This is a genomic window from Botrimarina sp. (genome assembly GCF_040219535.1).
Taxonomy (GTDB): Bacteria; Planctomycetota; Planctomycetia; order Pirellulales; family Lacipirellulaceae; genus Botrimarina.
Map to the genome: position 1 here is coordinate 204183 of NZ_JAVJSH010000003.1, position 17428 is coordinate 221610.

Sequence of the window (17428 nt, forward strand, 5' to 3'; positions counted from 1 at the left end):
AACCACTGGCGACGACGCTCGCTCAACCCCTCGACCGTCGGCGGACGCTGCTCAGTCCTTCAGGCAGTGCAGATTCGCCATGCCGATGCCGCTGACGATGCTGCCCACGATGCCGACAAAGCCCTGGTCGGTGCCGCACACGAAGAGGTTCTCGAGGTGCGTCGTGCCGTCGAGCTGCTTTTCCGGCGCGCCGTAGACGGCGCCGTTGTCGTGGCCGGTGAAGCGGACGATCGTCGTCGGCGTGAACATGTCGGTGTCGATGACGCGCGATCGGTAGTCCGGCGTGAAACGGACGGCCGACTCGTTGATCGCTTCGAACCACCGCAGCTTTTCCGATTGGTACGCCTCCGCGCCGAGGTCGTTCCAATAGTCGTAGTTCGCCAGCACGGTGACACGCATCACGCCGCGGCCGCCGCGGCCGTCGTCGAGGCTGTCGGCGGCGTAATCAAAGTTGTTGGGGCTGCAGATCACGCCGCTCCGCAAGTCGCACGGCTCGGTCGGCACGGTCCAATCGAAGCGGTCGTGGTCATTGAAGAAAGTGATGGTGCGGTCGTAGCCCATCTGCTTGGGGTCCACGTCGAGCGTGCTGATCGTCTCGCAGAACGACAGACGACCCGGTGAGCGGGCGGGCGGGCCAGCGACCTCGACGGGTTGGCCGTCGTCGCACAGGCGCATCGTCTCGCACCAGCCGGCCGACGAGAGCACTCGCTTCGCGTGGAGCACCTCGCCGCTGTCCAGCACGACGCCGGCCACGCGTCCGTCCTCGACGTGCAGCCGGTCGACGCCGGTCCGCAGGCGGAGCTCCCCGCCGAGAGAGCGGTAGCGCTTCACCAGGTTCTTGAGGATCAGCCGCACGCCCGAGTGGGGTCGGCCGAGGCCCTCGAGGAAGATGCTGCGGAACATGATCGAGAATTGCCCCCAGTCCATGTCGTGCTCGCGCGCACTGCCATAGAACATCAGCGGGCAGAAGAGCATCTCGACCAGGACCGGGTCTTTCACGTGCGAGGCGACCACCTCCCGCGCCGAGAGCTGCTGGTGCTCGTCGGTCAGGTCGTCGTAGTCGGCGATCGCGGCGACCAGGCGGCGGAAGTTGTCGGCCTCGCTCGGGAACTCGCGCGCGACCTCGTCGGTGAGCGTCTGCGGGTCGTTGTTGAAGTCGAGCCGCCGCCCGGGGAAGGCGATCCGCGAGCCGAGCTGCGGCGAGATCTGGAAGTCGTCCCAGCTGAATCGGAGCTGCCGCAGCAGCCGCGCGAGCGGGCCCTTCTTCGTCCCCTTCGGGGTGATGTTCGTCAGCGCGTGGAGGCCGACGTCGTAGTCGCGGCGGCGCAGGCGGTAGAAAGAGTTGAGCCCGCCGATCGTGGTGTGCCGCTCCAACACGCACACCCGCTGGTCGTACATCGCCAGCCGGATCCCGGCCGCCAGGCCCGACATCCCCGCGCCGATAATGAGCGTGTCGTACAAGGGAGGCTGCGGGCTTGAGGCGGTAGGCTTGAGGACGCGCAAGCGGCGATCGAAATCTGCCCCACCCCTGGGGCCGCAAGCATCGCGAAGCGCTTCCTGCAGCCTCCCGTCGACAGCCTGCAGCCCGCGGGCCGTCAGGCCCGCACGATATCCTTCATGCGCGGCTCGAGGTAGTTGACCGTCGAGTCCATGCTGGCCAGCTCCGTGTAATCCTCCTCGGGGATCTGCACGCGGTGGCGCTTGCGCAGCTCCATGACGATGTCGAGGAAGTCCATGGAGTCCAGCTCCATTTGCTCGCGGAAGCTCTTCGAGTCGTCCAGGTCCGAGAGGTCCTCGTCCGGGGCGATGTCGGAGAGGATGTCGATGATCTCTTCGCGGATTTCGTCGCGGGTCATAGTTGGCTGTCGGCTGTCGGCTGTCGGCTGTCGGCCGTGCAGCGCCGCCGCTCCTGTATCTCGGGAGGTCGTGGTTCCAGAAGAACCGAAGCAAACTTCTGTATTTCCTTCTCAGCCGATAATAGCCGACGACCGATAGCCGACAGCCCTCTGCTGCTAAACTCTCCGGACGATCAGCGCCGAGTTGATCCCCAGCATGCCGAACGAGTTGTTCAGGATCGCGTCGACTTTGGCGCCCTCGCGCGGCTCGTTGAGCACCAGGCCGGGGAGGTCGCACTCGGGGTCGAGCTCGTCGACGTTGATCGTCGGGTGGACAACGCCGTCGGTGAGCGTCGGCAGGTTGCCGGCCAGCTCGAGCGCGCCGGCGGCGCCCATCGCGTGGCCGATGTAGCTCTTCGTGTTGTTGATGGCGGTCGTCGTGCTGCCGCCAAACACGCGCCGCACGGCCTCGCACTCTTGGATGTCGCCGCTGGTGGTCGCGGTGGCGTGCGTGCTGAGCACGCCGATGTCGTCCGCGCTGAGCCGCGCCCGATCGAGCGCCATCCGCATGCAACGGGACTGCTCGTCTGGGTTGGGGAGGACGAAGTCGCTCGCGTCGGAGTTCATCGCGTAGCCGGCGATCTCGCCGTAGATCTTCGCCCCACGGCGGGCGGCGTCTTGGTACCGCTCGAGGATGTACAAGCACCCCCCCTCGGCGACCACGATCCCGTTGCGGCCCTTGTCGAACGGGCGGGAGGCCTTCGTCGCGTCGGCGTTGTCGGCCAGCGCCCCTTGGCTGGCGAAGCCGGCGAAGATGCCGAACGTGTGGATGCTTTCCGACACACCGCCGCAGATGGCCAGGTCACACTCGCCCAGGCGGAGCATCTGAGTGCCTTGGATCATGCCCGCGTTGCCCGCCGCGCAAGCGGCTCCGATCGTGTAGTGCGGGCCGGTGATCCCGAGGTTGAGCGTGACCTCGCCCGCCGGGTTGTTGGCCACGGTACGCGGGTTGTGGTGGTGCGACCAGACACTCGTGTCGTAGTCGTAGGCCTTGATCTCGTTGATCTCGTTCTCGGTCTCGACGTTGCCGTGCTCGGTCACGCCCAGGTACACGCCCACCCGCTGGCGGTCGGTGTTCTCCCATTCGACTCCCGAGTCGGCCAGCGCCTCGTTTGCGCAGTAGATCGCGATGCTCCCGGCGCGGGTGCCGCGGCGGACCTCGCGGCGCTTCTGGTGACGGAGTTCGTCGAAGTCGCACACGCCGGCGAACGTCTTGCCGACGTAGCGGATCTCGTAGTCCCGCACGCCGCTGCGACCTTCCAGCAGCGCCTGGCGGTATTCCCCTAGCGTGTTGCCGTTGGGCGAGGTCAGACCGATCCCGGTGATGACGATCCGATCCGTGGGGCTACCGGAGCTGATCATCGGGGCGTCGGCGCTAGCGGGGCGGGCGAGCGGAGCAGGTGGGCGCCGCGGTGGGGATTCGCTCAAGCCCCGGCGATGGGAGGCCGGGGAAACGCTCGAAAGTATCGTCGCCGCGGGGCGTTGGCAAGCGCCGAGCGGCTAACGTGCCGGCGATCCGAGCGGCCGGGAGTTCACGCTCCGCATGTAGGCCGCGTGCTGCGCGTCGCGGCCCCGCTGGGCTGACATCGTGTCCCAAGCCTGGACCGCCTTGGCGAGGGCGCCGGCCGGGGGGGCGCCCTCGAGGGCCTCGCGAACGGCCTCGCCGAGGGCCTCCAAGTACGCGTCGGCCCCCGGCACGCGGGGGGCGAGGAGGAACCGTCCGGCGCGGAGCGCCTCGCCGCCGGCTTCGGCGAAGGCCCTGGCGGCTTGGCGGTCGTCGGTCGCTCGCCAGGCGTCGGCCGAGCGGGTCCGGGCGCCGCGACAGTTCGCCACGTGGTCGCTCGCTGTGGACAGTTGGCCCGCGTTCTCGGGGCCAGCGAGCCACGCGGCGTAGCGGAACGCCGTGGCCGCGTTGCGGCTCGCCCTGGCGACGCCGATCAGCCGGCCATCGGACGCGAGCAGCGTGGCCCGCTGGTCGCCCGGGTCGGTCGGCTCCCAAGCGTCGGCCAAGCCGTTGTACGCCTCGCTGGCCCCGGGGAGCGGCTCCGGCGCGACGCCCGGCGGGAGCGGCTCGTCGCGGTCGGGCCAAACGATCTGGGAATCGCCCTGCTCATCGGCCGCGGCCACGAGCGACTCGAGCGCGCGAACGAACGCCGGCGTAGACAGTCGTGGAACGAACGTGTCGGCGTCGAACAGCGTGGCGGTCCGGCTGCGGTGCACCGCGTGCGGAGCTGCCCACGCAAGGTAAACCAGCGCGAGCCGACGGTTGTCGTCGGGCAGGTCAATCCGGAGGGCGTTCGCATCGGCGGTCAGCAGCAACGGCGTTGGGCATCCAAGCGGCAGGGCCATCACCTGTTGGCCGTAGACAATCTCGTGCTCGCGGATTAGCGGAAGGAAGCCATCGAATTGCAGCATCTCCGATTGCAGCACGCTGTCGCGGACCGGCCGCAACGCGTTTGCCTCGCAGAGCTCTCCCAGCGATCGACTGGGGAAGACCATCAGGTCGCACTCTTCAGCCGCGGCCAAGAGGCCGTCTGGCTCGATCGGAACCGTCTGAATCTCCCCGTCGGTCACCTCGGCCCATTCCCCACGGAGGCGGTCGATCGCCGCTTGCAACTCGGGGTCGCTGACGACGCCCACGCGCAGCGTTACACTCGCACGCGGCAGGGCGAGCGACTCGGCGTTCTCGGGCGGCTCGCCGGCCTTGTCTCCTCCCCGGTCGCAACCCGCGACGACCGCCGCGAGCGCGACCACCGCTGCCGTCGCTACAAACCGCGACCCACCGCTAGCCTGAGTGTTTATGAGCGTCTTCCTCGGAATCGACATCGGAACCTCGGGCACGAAAACGATCGCGATCGATCCGTCGGGCCGTGTGTTGGCCGGGGCGACCGCCGCCTATCCCTGCGAGCATCCGCGGCCACTGTGGAGCGAGCAAGACCCTGAGCACTGGTGGACGGCGACGGTCGACACGGTGCGGCAGGTGCTCACAAAGGCGAAGCTCAAACGGGGGGAAGTCAGCGGCATCGGCCTGTCGGGGCAGATGCACGGATCGGTCTTCCTCGACAAGCGGGGGAAGGTGCTCCGCCCTGCCCTGCTCTGGAACGACCAACGCACCGCGGCCGAATGCGAGGAGATCACCGAACGCGCCGGCGGCCGCAAGCGGCTCGTGAAACTGGTGGCCAACCCCGCCCTGACGGGCTTCCAGGCGCCGAAGATCCTGTGGTTACGCAACCACGAACCGAAACGGTTCGGCCGCCTGGCCCATGTGCTGCTCCCCAAAGACGACGTGCGGCGCCGCCTGACCGGCGAGTTGGCGACCGAGGTCTCCGACGCGAGCGGCACGCTGCTGCTCGACGTGGCCAAGCGCCAGTGGTCGAAGCCCCTATTGTCCAAGCTCGAGCTGGACGATTCGCTGCTGCCGACGGTCTACGAGTCGGAGGACGTCACCGGGCGGCTGACAGCCGAAGCCGCCGACTCGCTCGGCCTGACGACCGACTGCGTGGTTGTAGGTGGCGCCGGCGACTGTGCGGCGGGGGCGATCGGTAACGGGATCGTCCAGAAGGGATTGGTGAACACCTCGCTGGGCACCAGCGGCGTGGTCTTCGCCCACAGCGACACGCCCGAGGTCGACCCGGCGGGCCGTTTGCACACGTTCTGCCACGCGGTCCGTGGCAAGTGGCATCAGATGGGCGTGACGCTCTCGGCCGCGGGATCGCTCGGCTGGTTCGCCGACGCGCTCTGCCGCAGCGACCCGTCGCTTGCAGCCGACGGCGTGGTCGACTTCGAGAAGCTCATCGCCGAAGCGGCCGACGCGCCCGTCGGCGCCGAGGGGCTGTATTTCCTCCCCTACCTGGCCGGCGAACGCACACCCCACGCCGACCCTCACGCCCGCGGCGCGTTCGTCGGACTGACTCTGGGCCACACTCGGGCGCACCTTGCGCGGGCGGTCCTCGAGGGAGTGACCTACTCGCTGCTCGATTGCCTCGACCTGATGCGCCAGCTCGGCGTGCCGGTGAAGCAGATCCGCGCGACCGGAGGGGGCGCGAAGAGCCCCTTCTGGCGCCAGATGCAGGCCGACGTGCTCGGGGCGCCCGTTCACGCAATGCGGGCCGACGAGGGCCCGGCGTACGGGGTGGCGCTGCTAGCCGCGGTGGGCTGCGGCGAATTCGCCAGCATCACCGAAGCCTGCGACGCGACGGTCGAGACCGCCGGCGTGAGCAAGCCCGCGGCGAGGAACCGGCGGCCGTACGCAGACCGAGTCGGTGTCTACCGCAGCCTCTACTCTCACCTGCGGCCCGCTTACGAAGCGATCGCGCGACTCTCCGCCTAGCGGCTGGTTACTGCAGCGACATCACACCGCTGTCCAACGTCAAACCAAGATCGACGATCGCCTTCTTCGGGTCAGCCGCGTCGGGCCCCTTCCGTCGGAAGTGGGCGTACAGGTCGGCGTGCAGCTGCATCATCTCGACCGAGCGGGTGCGCGCGTCGGCGTCGTCCGTCAGCAGCCGATTCAGTTCCTCAACCTCGGGCCCGCTGAGCTGGTCGTCAAAGAAGAGCGACAACAGCTCGTCGAGGCGATCGAACGAATCGTCGGGCGAAGGCGTCAAGTCGGGCTCGGCGATCATCGGACGGGACTCAGGCGGGAGGGAGTCGAGGGAGGGAACGATCGGCTGGCTTCCCCGGGGGCGGCATGCCCCGCAAGCGGCGTCGCGACCGTCACAACCCACTTAAGCCTTCATCGGCAGGACGGCAAGGCCGATCTGACCCCAAATCGTCGGCAAAGCAGGGTCCAACGGCCGACGTCTTGGCGGCACAGTGGCTGTTACGCTACGGTCCCCACCAGGGTTCGTCGGTCGCCTGAAACGTAGCACGCGGAGGGAGAATTGGCCGCCGCAGCCGCGACCGAAAGCCCAGCCATCGACCTGCGGTCTCGGCGGCCGTTCTGGTTTGCGGCGGGCCTTGTGCTGCTTGTGTTTTTCGTGGCCGCGGGCGACCCGCCGCCGCGCGTCAACGAGGCGCATTACCTCTGCCGGCTGAAGCACTTCTGGGACGCTTCTTACTGCCGGGGCGACTTGTTCCTCGATTCGCCGGACGCCCATTTCACCGTGGTGTGGCTGTTTGGCTGGCTTACGCGGATTTTGTCGCTCGAAGCGACCGCTTGGGCCGGCCGCCTGCTGTCGTGGACGCTCGTGGCGATCGGCTGGACTCGGCTGACCGGAAGGGTCACACGACACGGCCTTCTCGCGCCGCTCGGCGCGTCGTTGTTCGTGTTGCTGACACGGCACACGCACTTCGCCGGCGAGTGGATCATCGGCGGCTTTGAGGCCAAGTCGCCCGCCTACGGCCTTGTCCTCATCGCGTTGGCCGACGCGATCGACCGACGCTGGAACCGCTGCTGGCTGCTGCTGGGCGGCGCCAGCGCGTTGCACGCTTTGGTTGGCGGCTGGTCGGTGCTGGCCCTGGGGGTTTCAGCCGCCCTGGCCCGACGCTTGCCTCCCGTTCGGTCGATGGCCCCCGGGCTGGCGGGCGGGGCGCTACTGGCCCTGGCGGGCGTGGCGCCGGCGTTGCTGCTCAACCGCGACTCGCCACCGCACCTGGTCGACGAGGCGAACCAGATCTACGTGTTCGTCCGGTTGTCTCACCACCTTGCGCCACTCACGAAGCCGCCGGAGTGGCTCTGGGCGCGGGGCTGGCGCCACCTGTTGATCATCGCCGCGCTGGTATGGCTGCACCGGCGCGCGCGGAGCGGAAATCCCTCGCCCGCCCGCACCGCGGCGACGCTGCTGGCCGGCTACGCGTGGGGCGCCGAGGCGATCAGCCTCACCGGGCTCGGCATCGAGCTGGTCGGGAGGAACGACCCGGAGTGGGCGGCTTCGCTGCTGAAGTACTACTGGTTCCGGCTGGCCGACATCGCCACGCCGGCAGCGGCGGTCGTGTTGCTGATGCGTGAGCTGGCGATCTGTGCGGAACGCCGCAGGGGGGCCGTCGTCGTTGCCGCCGCGTCGGTCGCAGCCGCTTGGTACGTGGGTTACCACGCCATCCGGCACGCGCAGCAGCCCCCCCCGCCCGCGGACCAGTCGATGGAGGATCCGGTCGCTTGGGCGCAGATGACCGATTGGATTCGCGAAAATACGCCCGAGGGCTCGAGGTTCCTCGTGCCGCGGCAGAGCCACACGTTCAAGTGGCGCGCCGAGCGCCCCGAGGTGGTCACTTGGAAGGACATCCCGCAAGACGCCGAGAGCATGGTCGAGTGGAACCGGCGTTACTTCGACATTTTCAGGCGACCCGGCGAAGAGCCGCGCGAGTGGGCCGAGTCCCTGGCTTCACTCGGCGCGACGCGGCTGCGGGAGCTCGGGCGCCAGTACGACGCCCCCTACGTGCTCGACGAGGCGCCCGACCCCGCCGAGCCCGGGCCGCGGGCGAGCCTTCCGGTGGTCCACCGAGTCGGGCCCTACACCCTGTACTGGCTGGGGACGGGAGTGCCGCGATGAGGCGCCCCGGGGCGGCTGGTTTGCGCGCCGCCAGAGGACGTGGGGCGGTAGACCGGCGAGTGGGCTCCGCTTACGAAGGGGGCTCCACGCCTCCCCCCCCACAACTCCGCTCCGCATCACGCCGAATCGCATGAGCCAGTCGTTCCCTCCGCCAGAGCAACCGTTGCGTGCGATCGCGTTCGACATGGATGGGGTGCTCGCTAGCAGCGAGGACGTCTACCTGCGGGTAGGCACAGAAACGCTCCGACGCCGCGGCAAGCCCTTCGAAGACGCGCTGCGGCACAAGATGATGGGGCTGCCGACGATGGTCGCTTTGCAAACAATGATCGATTGGCACGGCCTCGACGATCTCGTCGACGACCTCGCGAAAGAGTCGGAGGTGACCTTTTGGGAGCTCGCTGGGGACGAATTGAAGCCGATGCCGGGCGTGGCTGAGCTGTTTGAGCGGATCGTCGCGGACGAGATCCCCAGGGGCGTCGTCACCAGCGGCGCCAGGAGTTACGCGGAGCGGATCCTTACCGCCGTCGGCGTGCGCCAGCACATGGCCTTCGTGATCACGGCCGACGACGTGCGGATAGGCAAGCCGGACCCCGAGCCCTACCTGATGGCTGCCGATCGGCACGGCGTTGAGCCGGGCCAGATGCTGGTGCTGGAGGACAGCGCCAACGGCTGCCGCGCGGCGGTCGCCGCCGGCGCGTACACGGTCGCGGTGCCGAGCCCCCACACGCATGACCACGACTTCAGCGGGGCGAAGTTTGTCGCCAACACGCTGGAGGACCCGAGGGTCGTCGACCTGGTGGGGCTCATTTCTCCCGCCGGCTGATTCGGCGCGCCCGGGCCGCCCTCGGCTCAAGTCGCGCTCTCCTCCCAACCGATACAACCGATGCGGAGCGCCGCGCGGCGTTCCTCCCACGCTCGGCAATCGGGGCGCGACCGGTATGCGGAATCGAACGCTGTTGGGGCTGGTGCTTGTCGCCGCCGCTGGGGTTGCGCAGCTCGGGTGCCGCGCGTGCGCCAGCGGTTATGACTACGCGTCGCCGGTGTCGGGCGCCGCATGCGGCGCCTGTGGTGGCTGCCGGGCCGGGTCGAGTTTGAGCGCGTCGGGCGAGCCGTATGTGGTCGCCGAGGCGCCCGGCCTGGCCGACGAGACCGTCGCCCGCTAGCGCGCCGCGTCCAGCGGCAAGTCGTCCTGCGGGCGCCGGAAGCGGCGGTTGAAGAAGTTCGCGTCGAACTCGTCGCGCGGCGCCCCGACGCTTGCCGCCGCGGCAGTTGGCGCTCTGCGATCGAGGCCCGCGGGGTCGGCCTGGGCGACTCGCGGCGGCTGCTCGTTCACTGCGGCCGCAGTCTCTGGGGTGGGCGAGCCGCTCTCCGCCGTGTCCTCCGAAGCGAGTGGCTCGCGATTTTCCGCGGCGATCGCCCGCACCCATTCGGCCAGCCGGTCGAGCAGCTCTTGCCGCCGCGCCCCGGTGAAAGGCGTCGCCCCGTGGTGTGGCCCGCGCGCGGTGGTCAGCAGCCGGCTGTCGTCGGGAGAATCGAGGTCGATCGCGGACAGCACGGCGCGGAGATTGTGCTCCGTCGAGCTGGCGCTTCCGTAGCCCCGCAGCGGGGTAGCGTCGAGAGCGAAGGTGTCGTCGTCGCGAGCGCCGCCGTGGCAACCGCCCGCCCCGCATCCGTTGAGCACGAGCGGTTGGATGCGGCGGGTGAAGTGCTCGCGGCTGCCCTCGGGCAGCCGGGGGAGCAGCTCGACCGGATCCGCAGTAGGCCCCTCGGCGATGGCCGTGGTTGCTTCTGGCGCCGGGGCGGCGGGCGGCGCTTCGGCGGCCGCGCGACGACGGAGTGCCTCGGCCAGCCTCCGTTCGAGCACGATCAAGCGGCGGCTACGGCTGTCGAGCTGTCGCGCGTCGAGCAGCTCGCGGGCCGCTTGAGCCTCCAGACCATTGGCGAGCGCCCAGTCCGCCAGCTCGAGGTGCTCGTCGAGAGTCCCTCGGCCGGCGCCAGCCCGGGCGCGACGCCAGACGTAGAGAGCGAGCTTGGACGCGTCGACCCGCACCACCTCGCTCGCGCGGAGGCGCACCTCGCTGCCCTCGCCCCGCACGACGACTTCCTCGCCCCGCTGCTGGACAGCCCCTTCAAGGACCGATCCGTTCCTCAGCAGGACGGCGTCGGCGCGTCCGGCAGGCGGCGCTGCGGCCAAGCCGAGGGCGACCAGCGACGCAGCAGCGATGTTCCGGGGAGCAAACACGCGCGGACGCTACGGAAGATCGCAGGATGCTGTCAAGCTGGATAACAATTGTCCCCGGGCAACAGGAGGCACGGCGGCGGCCCAAATCGCTTCCCGGCGCGATCCCTGGCCAGCGGCGCCAGGGCTAGATAAGCTGCTGGGTCTGCTGGCCCCGCCCGGCTCTAACCCGTGATGAACCGTAGGCTTATGGAGCGGTGCTCGTTTCACTTCGACGGTCGAGTGCAAGGGGTTGGCTTCCGGGCTACGACCCAACAGATCGCCCGGGGGCTGGGCCTCACGGGCTGGGTTCGCAACCTCAGCGATGGCCGCGTCGAAGCCGCCGTCCAAGGCCCAACGCCTGAAGTCGAACAACTGCTAGCAGAACTGCGTGACCGATTCGGCGACGGGCTCGAGCAGGTCGTGTCCCGCCCCGTTGAGCCGCTCGCCGACGACGAAAGCTTCCGCATCCGCTACTGACCCGGCCCGCGGGCCGCCACCGAACGCCCCGACCGACGACGCCGATGACGCTTATCGCTCTGCCGCTGGCGAACCTCACGCTGTGGCTCACGCCGCTTTGGATCTTGTCGCTGGGGACGACGCTGGGCCTGGTTGTTTTGGCCGCCCTCTTTGGGTTGCTGTGGCTCGTCAAGCGCAGCGCCGCCGAGGCCGCGTGGGCGTCGATCCGCGAAAGTGTGCTGATGCCGGTGCTATGGATCGCCGTCGGGCTGGCCGCGTTGTTGGTTCTGGCGTTCCCGCAGATGCCGACCGACGACGTCCTTGATTCGCTGCGGCGGCTCCCCTCGATGGGCGAGAGGACCTACTCGATCACGCTCGACCCGCGGAGCGAGGACACGCCGCTCGAGGTGTCGCTCCGCGCCGACGAGGTGATCGCTTACACGATCCGCAGCGACCAAGACATCCGCGTCGCCGCGGCCCCCGAGAGCGCCTACACCGCGCCGGCGGCCGTCGTAGCCGGCGGCGAGGAATACGCCTGGACCACCAAGAGCAAGCGGGTCCGCGGCCTTGCGGGCGAGGTCGAAGCGATCTTCCTGACCAACGACGGCGACGCGCCGGCCAACGTTGAGGTCACCTTTGTGACCGAAGCCCAGGTCCCCGAGGTGAGGGGCGTGCCGATTGCGGCGGCGGCGCTCGTGGGGCTGGTCCTCGTGTACCTGCTGATCCGCTGGCTTGCGACCGACGCGTCGACGATCGCCGCGGCGACCGCCAAGGAGGCGGTTTCCCAGCCGCTGTTCCTGCTGCTGACGGTGCTGGGCGGGGTCGCGCTGCTGGCGTACATCTACCTGCCGTACAACACCTTCGGCGAAGACGTGAAGATGCTCAAGGACAGCGGCCTGAGCACAATCATGGTCCTGGCGATCATCTTCGCGGTGTGGACGGCGAGCGTGTCGGTGGCCGACGAGATCGAGGGCAAGACGGCGCTGACGCTGCTCTCCAAGCCGATCCGACGCCGGGATTTCGTGTTCGGCAAGTACCTCGGCATCGTGTGGGCCGTGCTGCTGATGTACGTGATGCTCGGGCTGATCCTGTTGGCCTGCGTGTCCTACAAGGTGGTCTACGACGCCCGCGAGACCTCCAATCCCACGCCGGACTGGCAGCTCTGCTACGAGGAGATGATCTCTACCGCCCCGGGCCTGGTGCTCGCGTTCCTCGAGACCAGCGTGCTGGCGGCGATCAGTGTGGCGATTAGCACGCGGCTGCCGATGCTGCCGAACCTGCTAATCTGCGGCGCGGTCTACGTGCTCGGGCACCTGACGCCGCTGGTCGTGCGGTCCAGCATCGGGCAGAACGAGTTCGTGCAGTTCTTCGGCAAGTTCTTGTCGGTCGTGCTGCCGATGCTCGACCACCTGAACATCCAAGCGGCGATCGCCGGCGGGCAGCCGGTGCCATTGACCTACCTGGCGTGGGCCACGCTGTACTCGCTGCTGTACATCGCGATCGCCATGCTCGTGGCGTTGATCTTGTTCGAGGATCGCGACCTGGCATAAATCACGGGGGGAAGCTTGAAGCGTGCCGCGAGAGATCGCAGTGGCTAGTGGCTTCGCCAAGGACTCCTTCTCTCAATCGCCCCAGATCGGCCAGAGCCGGCCCGCGTGCCGCTCGATCCGATCGACGCGGGCGTTGTAGGTCGCTGCGAGCGACTGCGCGGTGAGGGCCACTTCGGTCGGGCCGCACGCGGCAACGCGGCCCCCTGCAAGCAGGAGCGTCTGCCGGAACTCCGGCATGACCTCCTCGACGTGGTGGGTGATCAACACCACGGCCGGCGCGCCCGGCTCACGCATCACTTGGCCGAGCCACGCGAGGAAACGCTCTCGCGCGCCGGGGTCCATGCCGGCGCAGGGCTCGTCGAGGACCAGCAGCCGCGGCTCGGTCATCCGTGCGCGGGCGACGAGCACCTGCTGCCGCTCCCCCTGCGAGAGCACCGCGAGCGGCTTGTCAGCGATCGCGTCGACCCGCATCGACTCGAGCATCGCGCGGGCGTCGGCAAAGTCTGCTCGGGTAGGCTCCACCCCGTGCAACCGGCGGAGGCCGAACTGACCGAACCGGCCCGACACGACGGTCTCCAGTGCTGTGTCGCCTTCGGGGACTGTCCCCAGCAGGTTGGCGGCGACCCAGCCGGTGTGCCTCCTCAGGCCGGTCAGATCAACCAGTTCCTCGCCCAACCGTCGGACCGTGCCGCTAGTTTGCCAGCAGAAACCGCACACGAGGCGCATCAGCGTGGTCTTCCCGCATCCGTTGGGCCCGAGCACCGCCCAGTGCTCGCCCTCATGTAGCGTCCAGTCGACGCCAGAAAGTATGTCGGCATCCCCTTGCCGATAGCCGACGTCGCGGAGTTCGAACAACGGGGGCATCTGGTGGCGACCGGGGGACGGGTACCGCTGTCGGGATCGTCCCCTCAAGATGGCGATCGAGCTTTCGGTTGAATAGGCCGGCGAGGCAACCGCCCCCCCCGACGCAATGAGCGGCCACCACCAGCACCACGATCCCGGAGGCTTCTCCGGCGCGTTCGCGCTCGGCGTGGGGCTGAACGTGTTCTACGTGGCGGTTGAAGCCGGTTTCGGCTGGTGGGCCGACTCGCTCGCCCTGCTCGCCGACGCGGGCCACAACCTCAGCGACGTGCTCGGGTTGCTGCTCGCTTGGGGCGGCGCCGAGTTGGCCAAGGTGTCGCCCTCGCCGCGTCGGACCTACGGGTGGCGAGGTTCGACGATCCTCGCCGCGTTGTTCAACGCGTTGTTGCTGCTCGCCGCGGTCGGGGGGATCGTGTGGGAGGCGATCCGGCGACTTGCCGAACCGGCGTCGACCGGCGGTTGGACGGTGATCGTCGTCGCCGCGGTTGGCGTGGCCGTGAACACGGCGACCGCGCTGCTCTTCGCGCGGGGTCGCAAGGGCGACCTCAACGTGCGCGGCGCCTTCCTCCACATGGCGGCCGACGCGGCGGTGTCGGTCGGCGTGGTCGCGGCTGGTGTGGCCATCTACTACACGGGCCTCGCCTGGATCGATCCGGCGGCCAGCCTGGTCGTGGCCGCTGTGATCTTCTGGGGAACGTGGGGGCTGCTGCGGGAGTCGATCAACCTGGCCGTGCAGTCGGTTCCCGAGGGCATCGACCCGCAGGAGGTGCACGCGTGCCTGGCCGCTTTGGACGGCGTTAGCGGGGTGCACGACCTGCACGTTTGGGCTATGAGCACCACCGAGGTTGCGCTGACCGCGCACCTGGTCAAGCCAGAGGTCGCCGACGACGACCGCCTACTCGCCGACGCGGGCCGCCGATTGCACGACCGCTTCGGCATCGAGCACGCCACGCTGCAGATCGAGCGGGACGCCGATCTAGCGTGTGGCCAGCGGGGCGACGACCGCGTGTGACCACGCCGCCTGCCCGGGTGCTACGCCGCGCGGGCCGCCGCCGGGGCTGCGCTCCGCTCGGCGATCGCCGCCAAAACCCGCTCGGCGACCGCGACGGCGTCCCGCGCGGCGGCGCCCGTCACGCGGGGCGGTTGCCCCGTGCGGATCGAGTTGGCGAAGTCCTCGAGCTCGAGCTCGATCGCGTTGACCGCCGGCGCCGTGCGTTGCTGCTTGACGAGCACCTCGTCGAAGAGCTTGCCGGCGAAAAGCTGCTGCTTCTGCTCCGCCGAGAAAGCGTCTGCATCGAAGCGGCCCGCGAGCACGTCGGCGGTAGGCGCCACCGTCGTCGCCGCGCCGGCAGCGAAATCGAGCGCCACGAAGCCGCGGGGCGTCACCACACGCATGCTCCGCTCGGGCTGGTAGCTAACGCGGCTGGCCGTCAGGTCGGCGACGCATCCGTTGGAGAAGGTCAACCGCGCGTTGGCCATGTCCTCGTGCCCGCCAAGGACCGACACGCCCAGAGCGTCGACCCGCACGACCGGGCTGCGTGCGAGCGAGAGCACCAAGTCGATGTCGTGGATCATCAGGTCGAGCACCACGCCGATGTCGATCGACCGGAAGGTGTATCCGCTCGCCCGGGTCGCCTGCACGTAGCGCGGGGCGTGGAGCGTGTCGCCGGCGGCCGCCAGGGCCGGGCTGAACCGTTCCACGTGCCCCACTTGCAGCACAACGCCCTCTCGTGCGGCGGCGTCGACGAGGCGGTCGGCTTCTAGGCAAGTCAGCGCGATCGGCTTCTCGACCAGCACGTGCTTGCCCGCATCGAGCAGCGTGCGGCCGAGGGCCGCGTGAGTCGAAGTCGGCGTCGCGAGCACGGCCGCGTCGACGCGGTCGAGCACGCCGGACAAGTCCTTACAAGCGCGGGCGCCGACCCGCTCGGCGAGGGCCACCGCGGCCGCGCTGTGCGAGTCGACGACCGCAACGAGCTCGAACTCGTTGGACCGGGCGGCGAGGTTCGCGTGGTACCCGCCGAGCTTCCCGGCGCCGACGACAGCCAATCGGATGCGGTTCATAGTGACTCGTCTGGTCGACAGGTGAGGGCCCGCGTCACGCGGCGCGGCGGACCGCGTCGCGGCTGCGGCCATGGCGGCCGGAGGACTGGCGATCGAGGAAGTCGAACAACTCGCACGCGGAACGCGACAACTGACCGGCGGCCTGCATCTGCGCCCTGGCGGAAGCGGCGTCGGCACGGTTGCGGAAGACCAGGCGGTGGGCCTCGGCGAGCGAGTCGATCTCGCTCTCGTTGAAGCCGTTCTTCCGCAGCGCGACGATGTTGATGCAGCGCGGCTTGGCGGGGCTCCCTTCGCACAGCAGGTAGGGCGCCACGTCGTGCAGCACGCGGCTCAGCCCGCCGACGAACGCGTAGCGTCCGATGGTTGTGCAGTGGTGCACCGCGACCCCGCCGGACAGCGACGCGCGGTCCTCCACGTGGACGTGGCCGCCCAGGAGCGTCGAGTTGGCGATCACGATGTGGTCGCCCAGCAGGCAGTCGTGGGCCACGTGCACGCCGGCCATCAGGGTGTTGTTCGAGCCGATCCGCGTGACGCCCTCTTCTTTGTCGGTGCCGCGGTTGATTGTGACCCCTTCGCGGATGACGTTCCCGTCGCCGATTTCGACGGCGGTCTCGCCGCCGGTGTAGCTGATGTCTTGTGGCTCCCCGCCGATAACGGCGTGCGGGAAGATAACGTTGTCGCGTCCGAGCGTCGCGCGCCCCATGAGCGTGACCGAGCTGATCAGCCTCGTCCCGGCGCCGATCTTCGCGCCGGCGCCGACAACGCACAGCGGCCCGATCTCGACATCCTCGTCGAGCTCCGCGCGGGGGTCGATCCAGGCATTGCTGGCGATCTTTGTGGGCATGGCTGCCTCGCTCGGAGTGTTTCCGCCCGGCGGGGGGGGCGGCGAGACGTGTTACGGGGCTGCGCGATAGTCGCTTCAGGCGGCGCGGCTGGGCGCCGCCGGGTGGCAGGCTATGAGCTGTTCGACGAGGTCGCCGTTGAGCCGGTGACCGCTGCAACACGCCACCACGTGGCCCACGAGCGGGCGCCCGGCCAGGGCGAGGTCGCCGACCACGTCGAGGATCTTGTGCCGCACGCACTCGTCCGCGTAGCGGAGCGGGTTGTCGATCGGGGCGCGTTCCGATTCGGCTTCGGGCCGGTCGCGGAAAATCAGCAGGTCGCTGGGCCGGACGTGGCGCCCGAGGCCCTGGTCGGTGAGCGCCTTGGCTTCGGACTCGAGTATGAACGTTCTTGCGGCGGCGACCTCGTAGCGGAAAGAGTCGGGGTCGACTTGCACGACCAGCCACTGGCGGCCGATCGCCGACTCGGCGCCGTAGTCCAGGCGGTACTCGATCGACAGCCCGGCGCCCATCGGCGGCCGCGCCTCGACCCAAGAGTGCTTCTCGCCGCAGCGGACCGGGCGGCTGATGATCAGGGGCTCGCAAACCGCCGCCTGCTCGCGGATCCCCACCGTGTCGATGGCGTCGACGAACGGCGCGGCCGACCCGTCGCAGCCGGGCATCTCCGCGGCGGTCACTCCCACCTCGCAGTTGTCGACTCCCAGCCCGGCGAGGGTGGCCAGCACGTGCTCGACCATGGCGACCTCGGCGCCCCCCGAGCCCCGCAGCACGGTGCGTCGAGTCGCTGGCTGGCGCGAGGCGATCGTGGCGGCCACGCGCGGGTCGTCGAGCGAGCCGACCAAGTCGTCCCGCACGAAGGTGACGCCGGCGCCGAGCGGGGCGGGGCGGAATTCGACGCGCACCGGCTTGCCGGTCCAGTAGCCGCGTCCTTCCACGCGGGCGGCGCCGGCGACCGTGCGCTGCAAACGCGGTAGCGTCATCAAGGGGTCACTCCCAGGCGGGGCGGGGTCCGCGGCGGACAGGTACGGGTTCGCTGGGCGGCGCTCAGCCC

At 69.3% G+C, this 17428-nt stretch carries 17 protein-coding genes; 7 read left to right on the plus strand and 10 right to left on the minus strand.

The window, feature by feature from the left end; genetic code table 11:
• Positions 1-51 precede the first annotated feature (51 nt).
• From RIC11_RS01510 to RIC11_RS01525, 4 genes are all read right to left on the minus strand, one after another.
• On the minus strand, positions 52-1461 hold the full coding sequence (locus tag RIC11_RS01510) for a phytoene desaturase family protein (RefSeq protein ID WP_350208057.1): 1410 nt from the start codon (positions 1459-1461) through the stop codon (positions 52-54).
• Positions 1462-1595: 134 nt separating this feature from the next.
• The gene (locus tag RIC11_RS01515) at positions 1596-1856 is read right to left on the minus strand and encodes an acyl carrier protein (protein ID WP_350208058.1); all 261 of its coding nucleotides are present in this window, start codon (positions 1854-1856) and stop codon (positions 1596-1598) included.
• A gap of 156 nt (positions 1857-2012) precedes the next feature.
• Complete coding sequence (locus tag RIC11_RS01520) at positions 2013-3257, minus strand: beta-ketoacyl-[acyl-carrier-protein] synthase family protein (protein ID WP_350208059.1); 1245 nt, start codon at positions 3255-3257, stop codon at positions 2013-2015.
• A gap of 138 nt (positions 3258-3395) precedes the next feature.
• Positions 3396-4649 carry a hypothetical protein gene (locus RIC11_RS01525; RefSeq protein ID WP_350208060.1) on the minus strand — a complete coding sequence of 418 codons (1254 nt, stop codon included), beginning with the start codon at positions 4647-4649 and terminating at the stop codon, positions 3396-3398.
• Positions 4650-4695: 46 nt separating this feature from the next.
• Here RIC11_RS01525 and xylB point away from each other — a divergent pair, with 46 nt between their 5' ends.
• Positions 4696-6225 (plus strand): xylulokinase, encoded by a 1530-nt coding sequence (gene xylB, locus RIC11_RS01530; protein WP_350208061.1) that lies wholly within the window; start codon positions 4696-4698, stop codon positions 6223-6225.
• A gap of 7 nt (positions 6226-6232) precedes the next feature.
• Here the strand turns inward: xylB and RIC11_RS01535 are convergent, their stop codons facing one another.
• Positions 6233-6520, minus strand: coding sequence for an anti-sigma factor (locus RIC11_RS01535; RefSeq protein WP_350208062.1), 288 nt, complete (start codon positions 6518-6520; stop codon positions 6233-6235).
• Between the two features lie 258 nt (positions 6521-6778).
• Here RIC11_RS01535 and RIC11_RS01540 point away from each other — a divergent pair, with 258 nt between their 5' ends.
• The 3 genes from RIC11_RS01540 to RIC11_RS01550 all read left to right on the plus strand — a co-directional run bounded on the left by RIC11_RS01540 (position 6779) and on the right by RIC11_RS01550 (position 9549).
• Positions 6779-8386, plus strand: coding sequence for a DUF6798 domain-containing protein (locus RIC11_RS01540; RefSeq protein ID WP_350208063.1), 1608 nt, complete (start codon positions 6779-6781; stop codon positions 8384-8386).
• Positions 8387-8516: 130 nt separating this feature from the next.
• Positions 8517-9209 (plus strand): HAD family hydrolase, encoded by a 693-nt coding sequence (locus RIC11_RS01545; RefSeq protein WP_350208064.1) that lies wholly within the window; start codon positions 8517-8519, stop codon positions 9207-9209.
• Positions 9210-9324: 115 nt separating this feature from the next.
• Positions 9325-9549, plus strand: coding sequence for a hypothetical protein (locus RIC11_RS01550; protein WP_350208065.1), 225 nt, complete (start codon positions 9325-9327; stop codon positions 9547-9549).
• On the opposite strand, the gene RIC11_RS01555 is transcribed toward RIC11_RS01550, so the two are convergent.
• Positions 9546-10628, minus strand: coding sequence for a hypothetical protein (locus RIC11_RS01555; RefSeq protein WP_350208066.1), 1083 nt, complete (start codon positions 10626-10628; stop codon positions 9546-9548). The genes RIC11_RS01550 and RIC11_RS01555 overlap by 4 nt on opposite strands.
• A 171-nt stretch (positions 10629-10799) precedes the next feature.
• Here RIC11_RS01555 and RIC11_RS01560 point away from each other — a divergent pair, with 171 nt between their 5' ends.
• Together RIC11_RS01560 and RIC11_RS01565 are read left to right on the plus strand one after the other, a co-directional pair.
• Entirely contained in the window at positions 10800-11084 is a 285-nt protein-coding gene (locus tag RIC11_RS01560) for an acylphosphatase (protein ID WP_350208067.1), read from the plus strand.
• 44 nt (positions 11085-11128) lie between these two features.
• A complete protein-coding gene (locus RIC11_RS01565) occupies positions 11129-12613 on the plus strand; it encodes an ABC transporter permease (RefSeq protein WP_350208068.1) in 1485 nt (494 codons plus the stop codon).
• 72 nt (positions 12614-12685) lie between these two features.
• Here the strand turns inward: RIC11_RS01565 and RIC11_RS01570 are convergent, their stop codons facing one another.
• Positions 12686-13477, minus strand: a complete 792-nt coding sequence (locus RIC11_RS01570; RefSeq protein WP_350208069.1) for an ABC transporter ATP-binding protein — start codon at positions 13475-13477, stop codon at positions 12686-12688.
• A gap of 106 nt (positions 13478-13583) precedes the next feature.
• On the opposite strand from RIC11_RS01570, the gene RIC11_RS01575 reads away from it, so the two are divergent.
• Positions 13584-14486 (plus strand): cation diffusion facilitator family transporter, encoded by a 903-nt coding sequence (locus RIC11_RS01575; protein WP_350208070.1) that lies wholly within the window; start codon positions 13584-13586, stop codon positions 14484-14486.
• A 20-nt stretch (positions 14487-14506) separates the two neighbouring features.
• On the opposite strand, the gene RIC11_RS01580 is transcribed toward RIC11_RS01575, so the two are convergent.
• From RIC11_RS01580 to RIC11_RS01590, 3 genes are all read right to left on the minus strand, one after another.
• Complete coding sequence (locus tag RIC11_RS01580) at positions 14507-15535, minus strand: Gfo/Idh/MocA family protein (protein ID WP_350208071.1); 1029 nt, start codon at positions 15533-15535, stop codon at positions 14507-14509.
• A 34-nt stretch (positions 15536-15569) separates the two neighbouring features.
• Positions 15570-16379, minus strand: coding sequence for an acyl-ACP--UDP-N-acetylglucosamine O-acyltransferase (gene lpxA, locus RIC11_RS01585; RefSeq protein ID WP_350208072.1), 810 nt, complete (start codon positions 16377-16379; stop codon positions 15570-15572).
• Positions 16380-16454: 75 nt separating this feature from the next.
• Positions 16455-17357, minus strand: a complete 903-nt coding sequence (locus tag RIC11_RS01590) for a UDP-3-O-acyl-N-acetylglucosamine deacetylase (RefSeq protein ID WP_350208073.1) — start codon at positions 17355-17357, stop codon at positions 16455-16457.
• Positions 17358-17428: the final 71 nt, after the last annotated feature.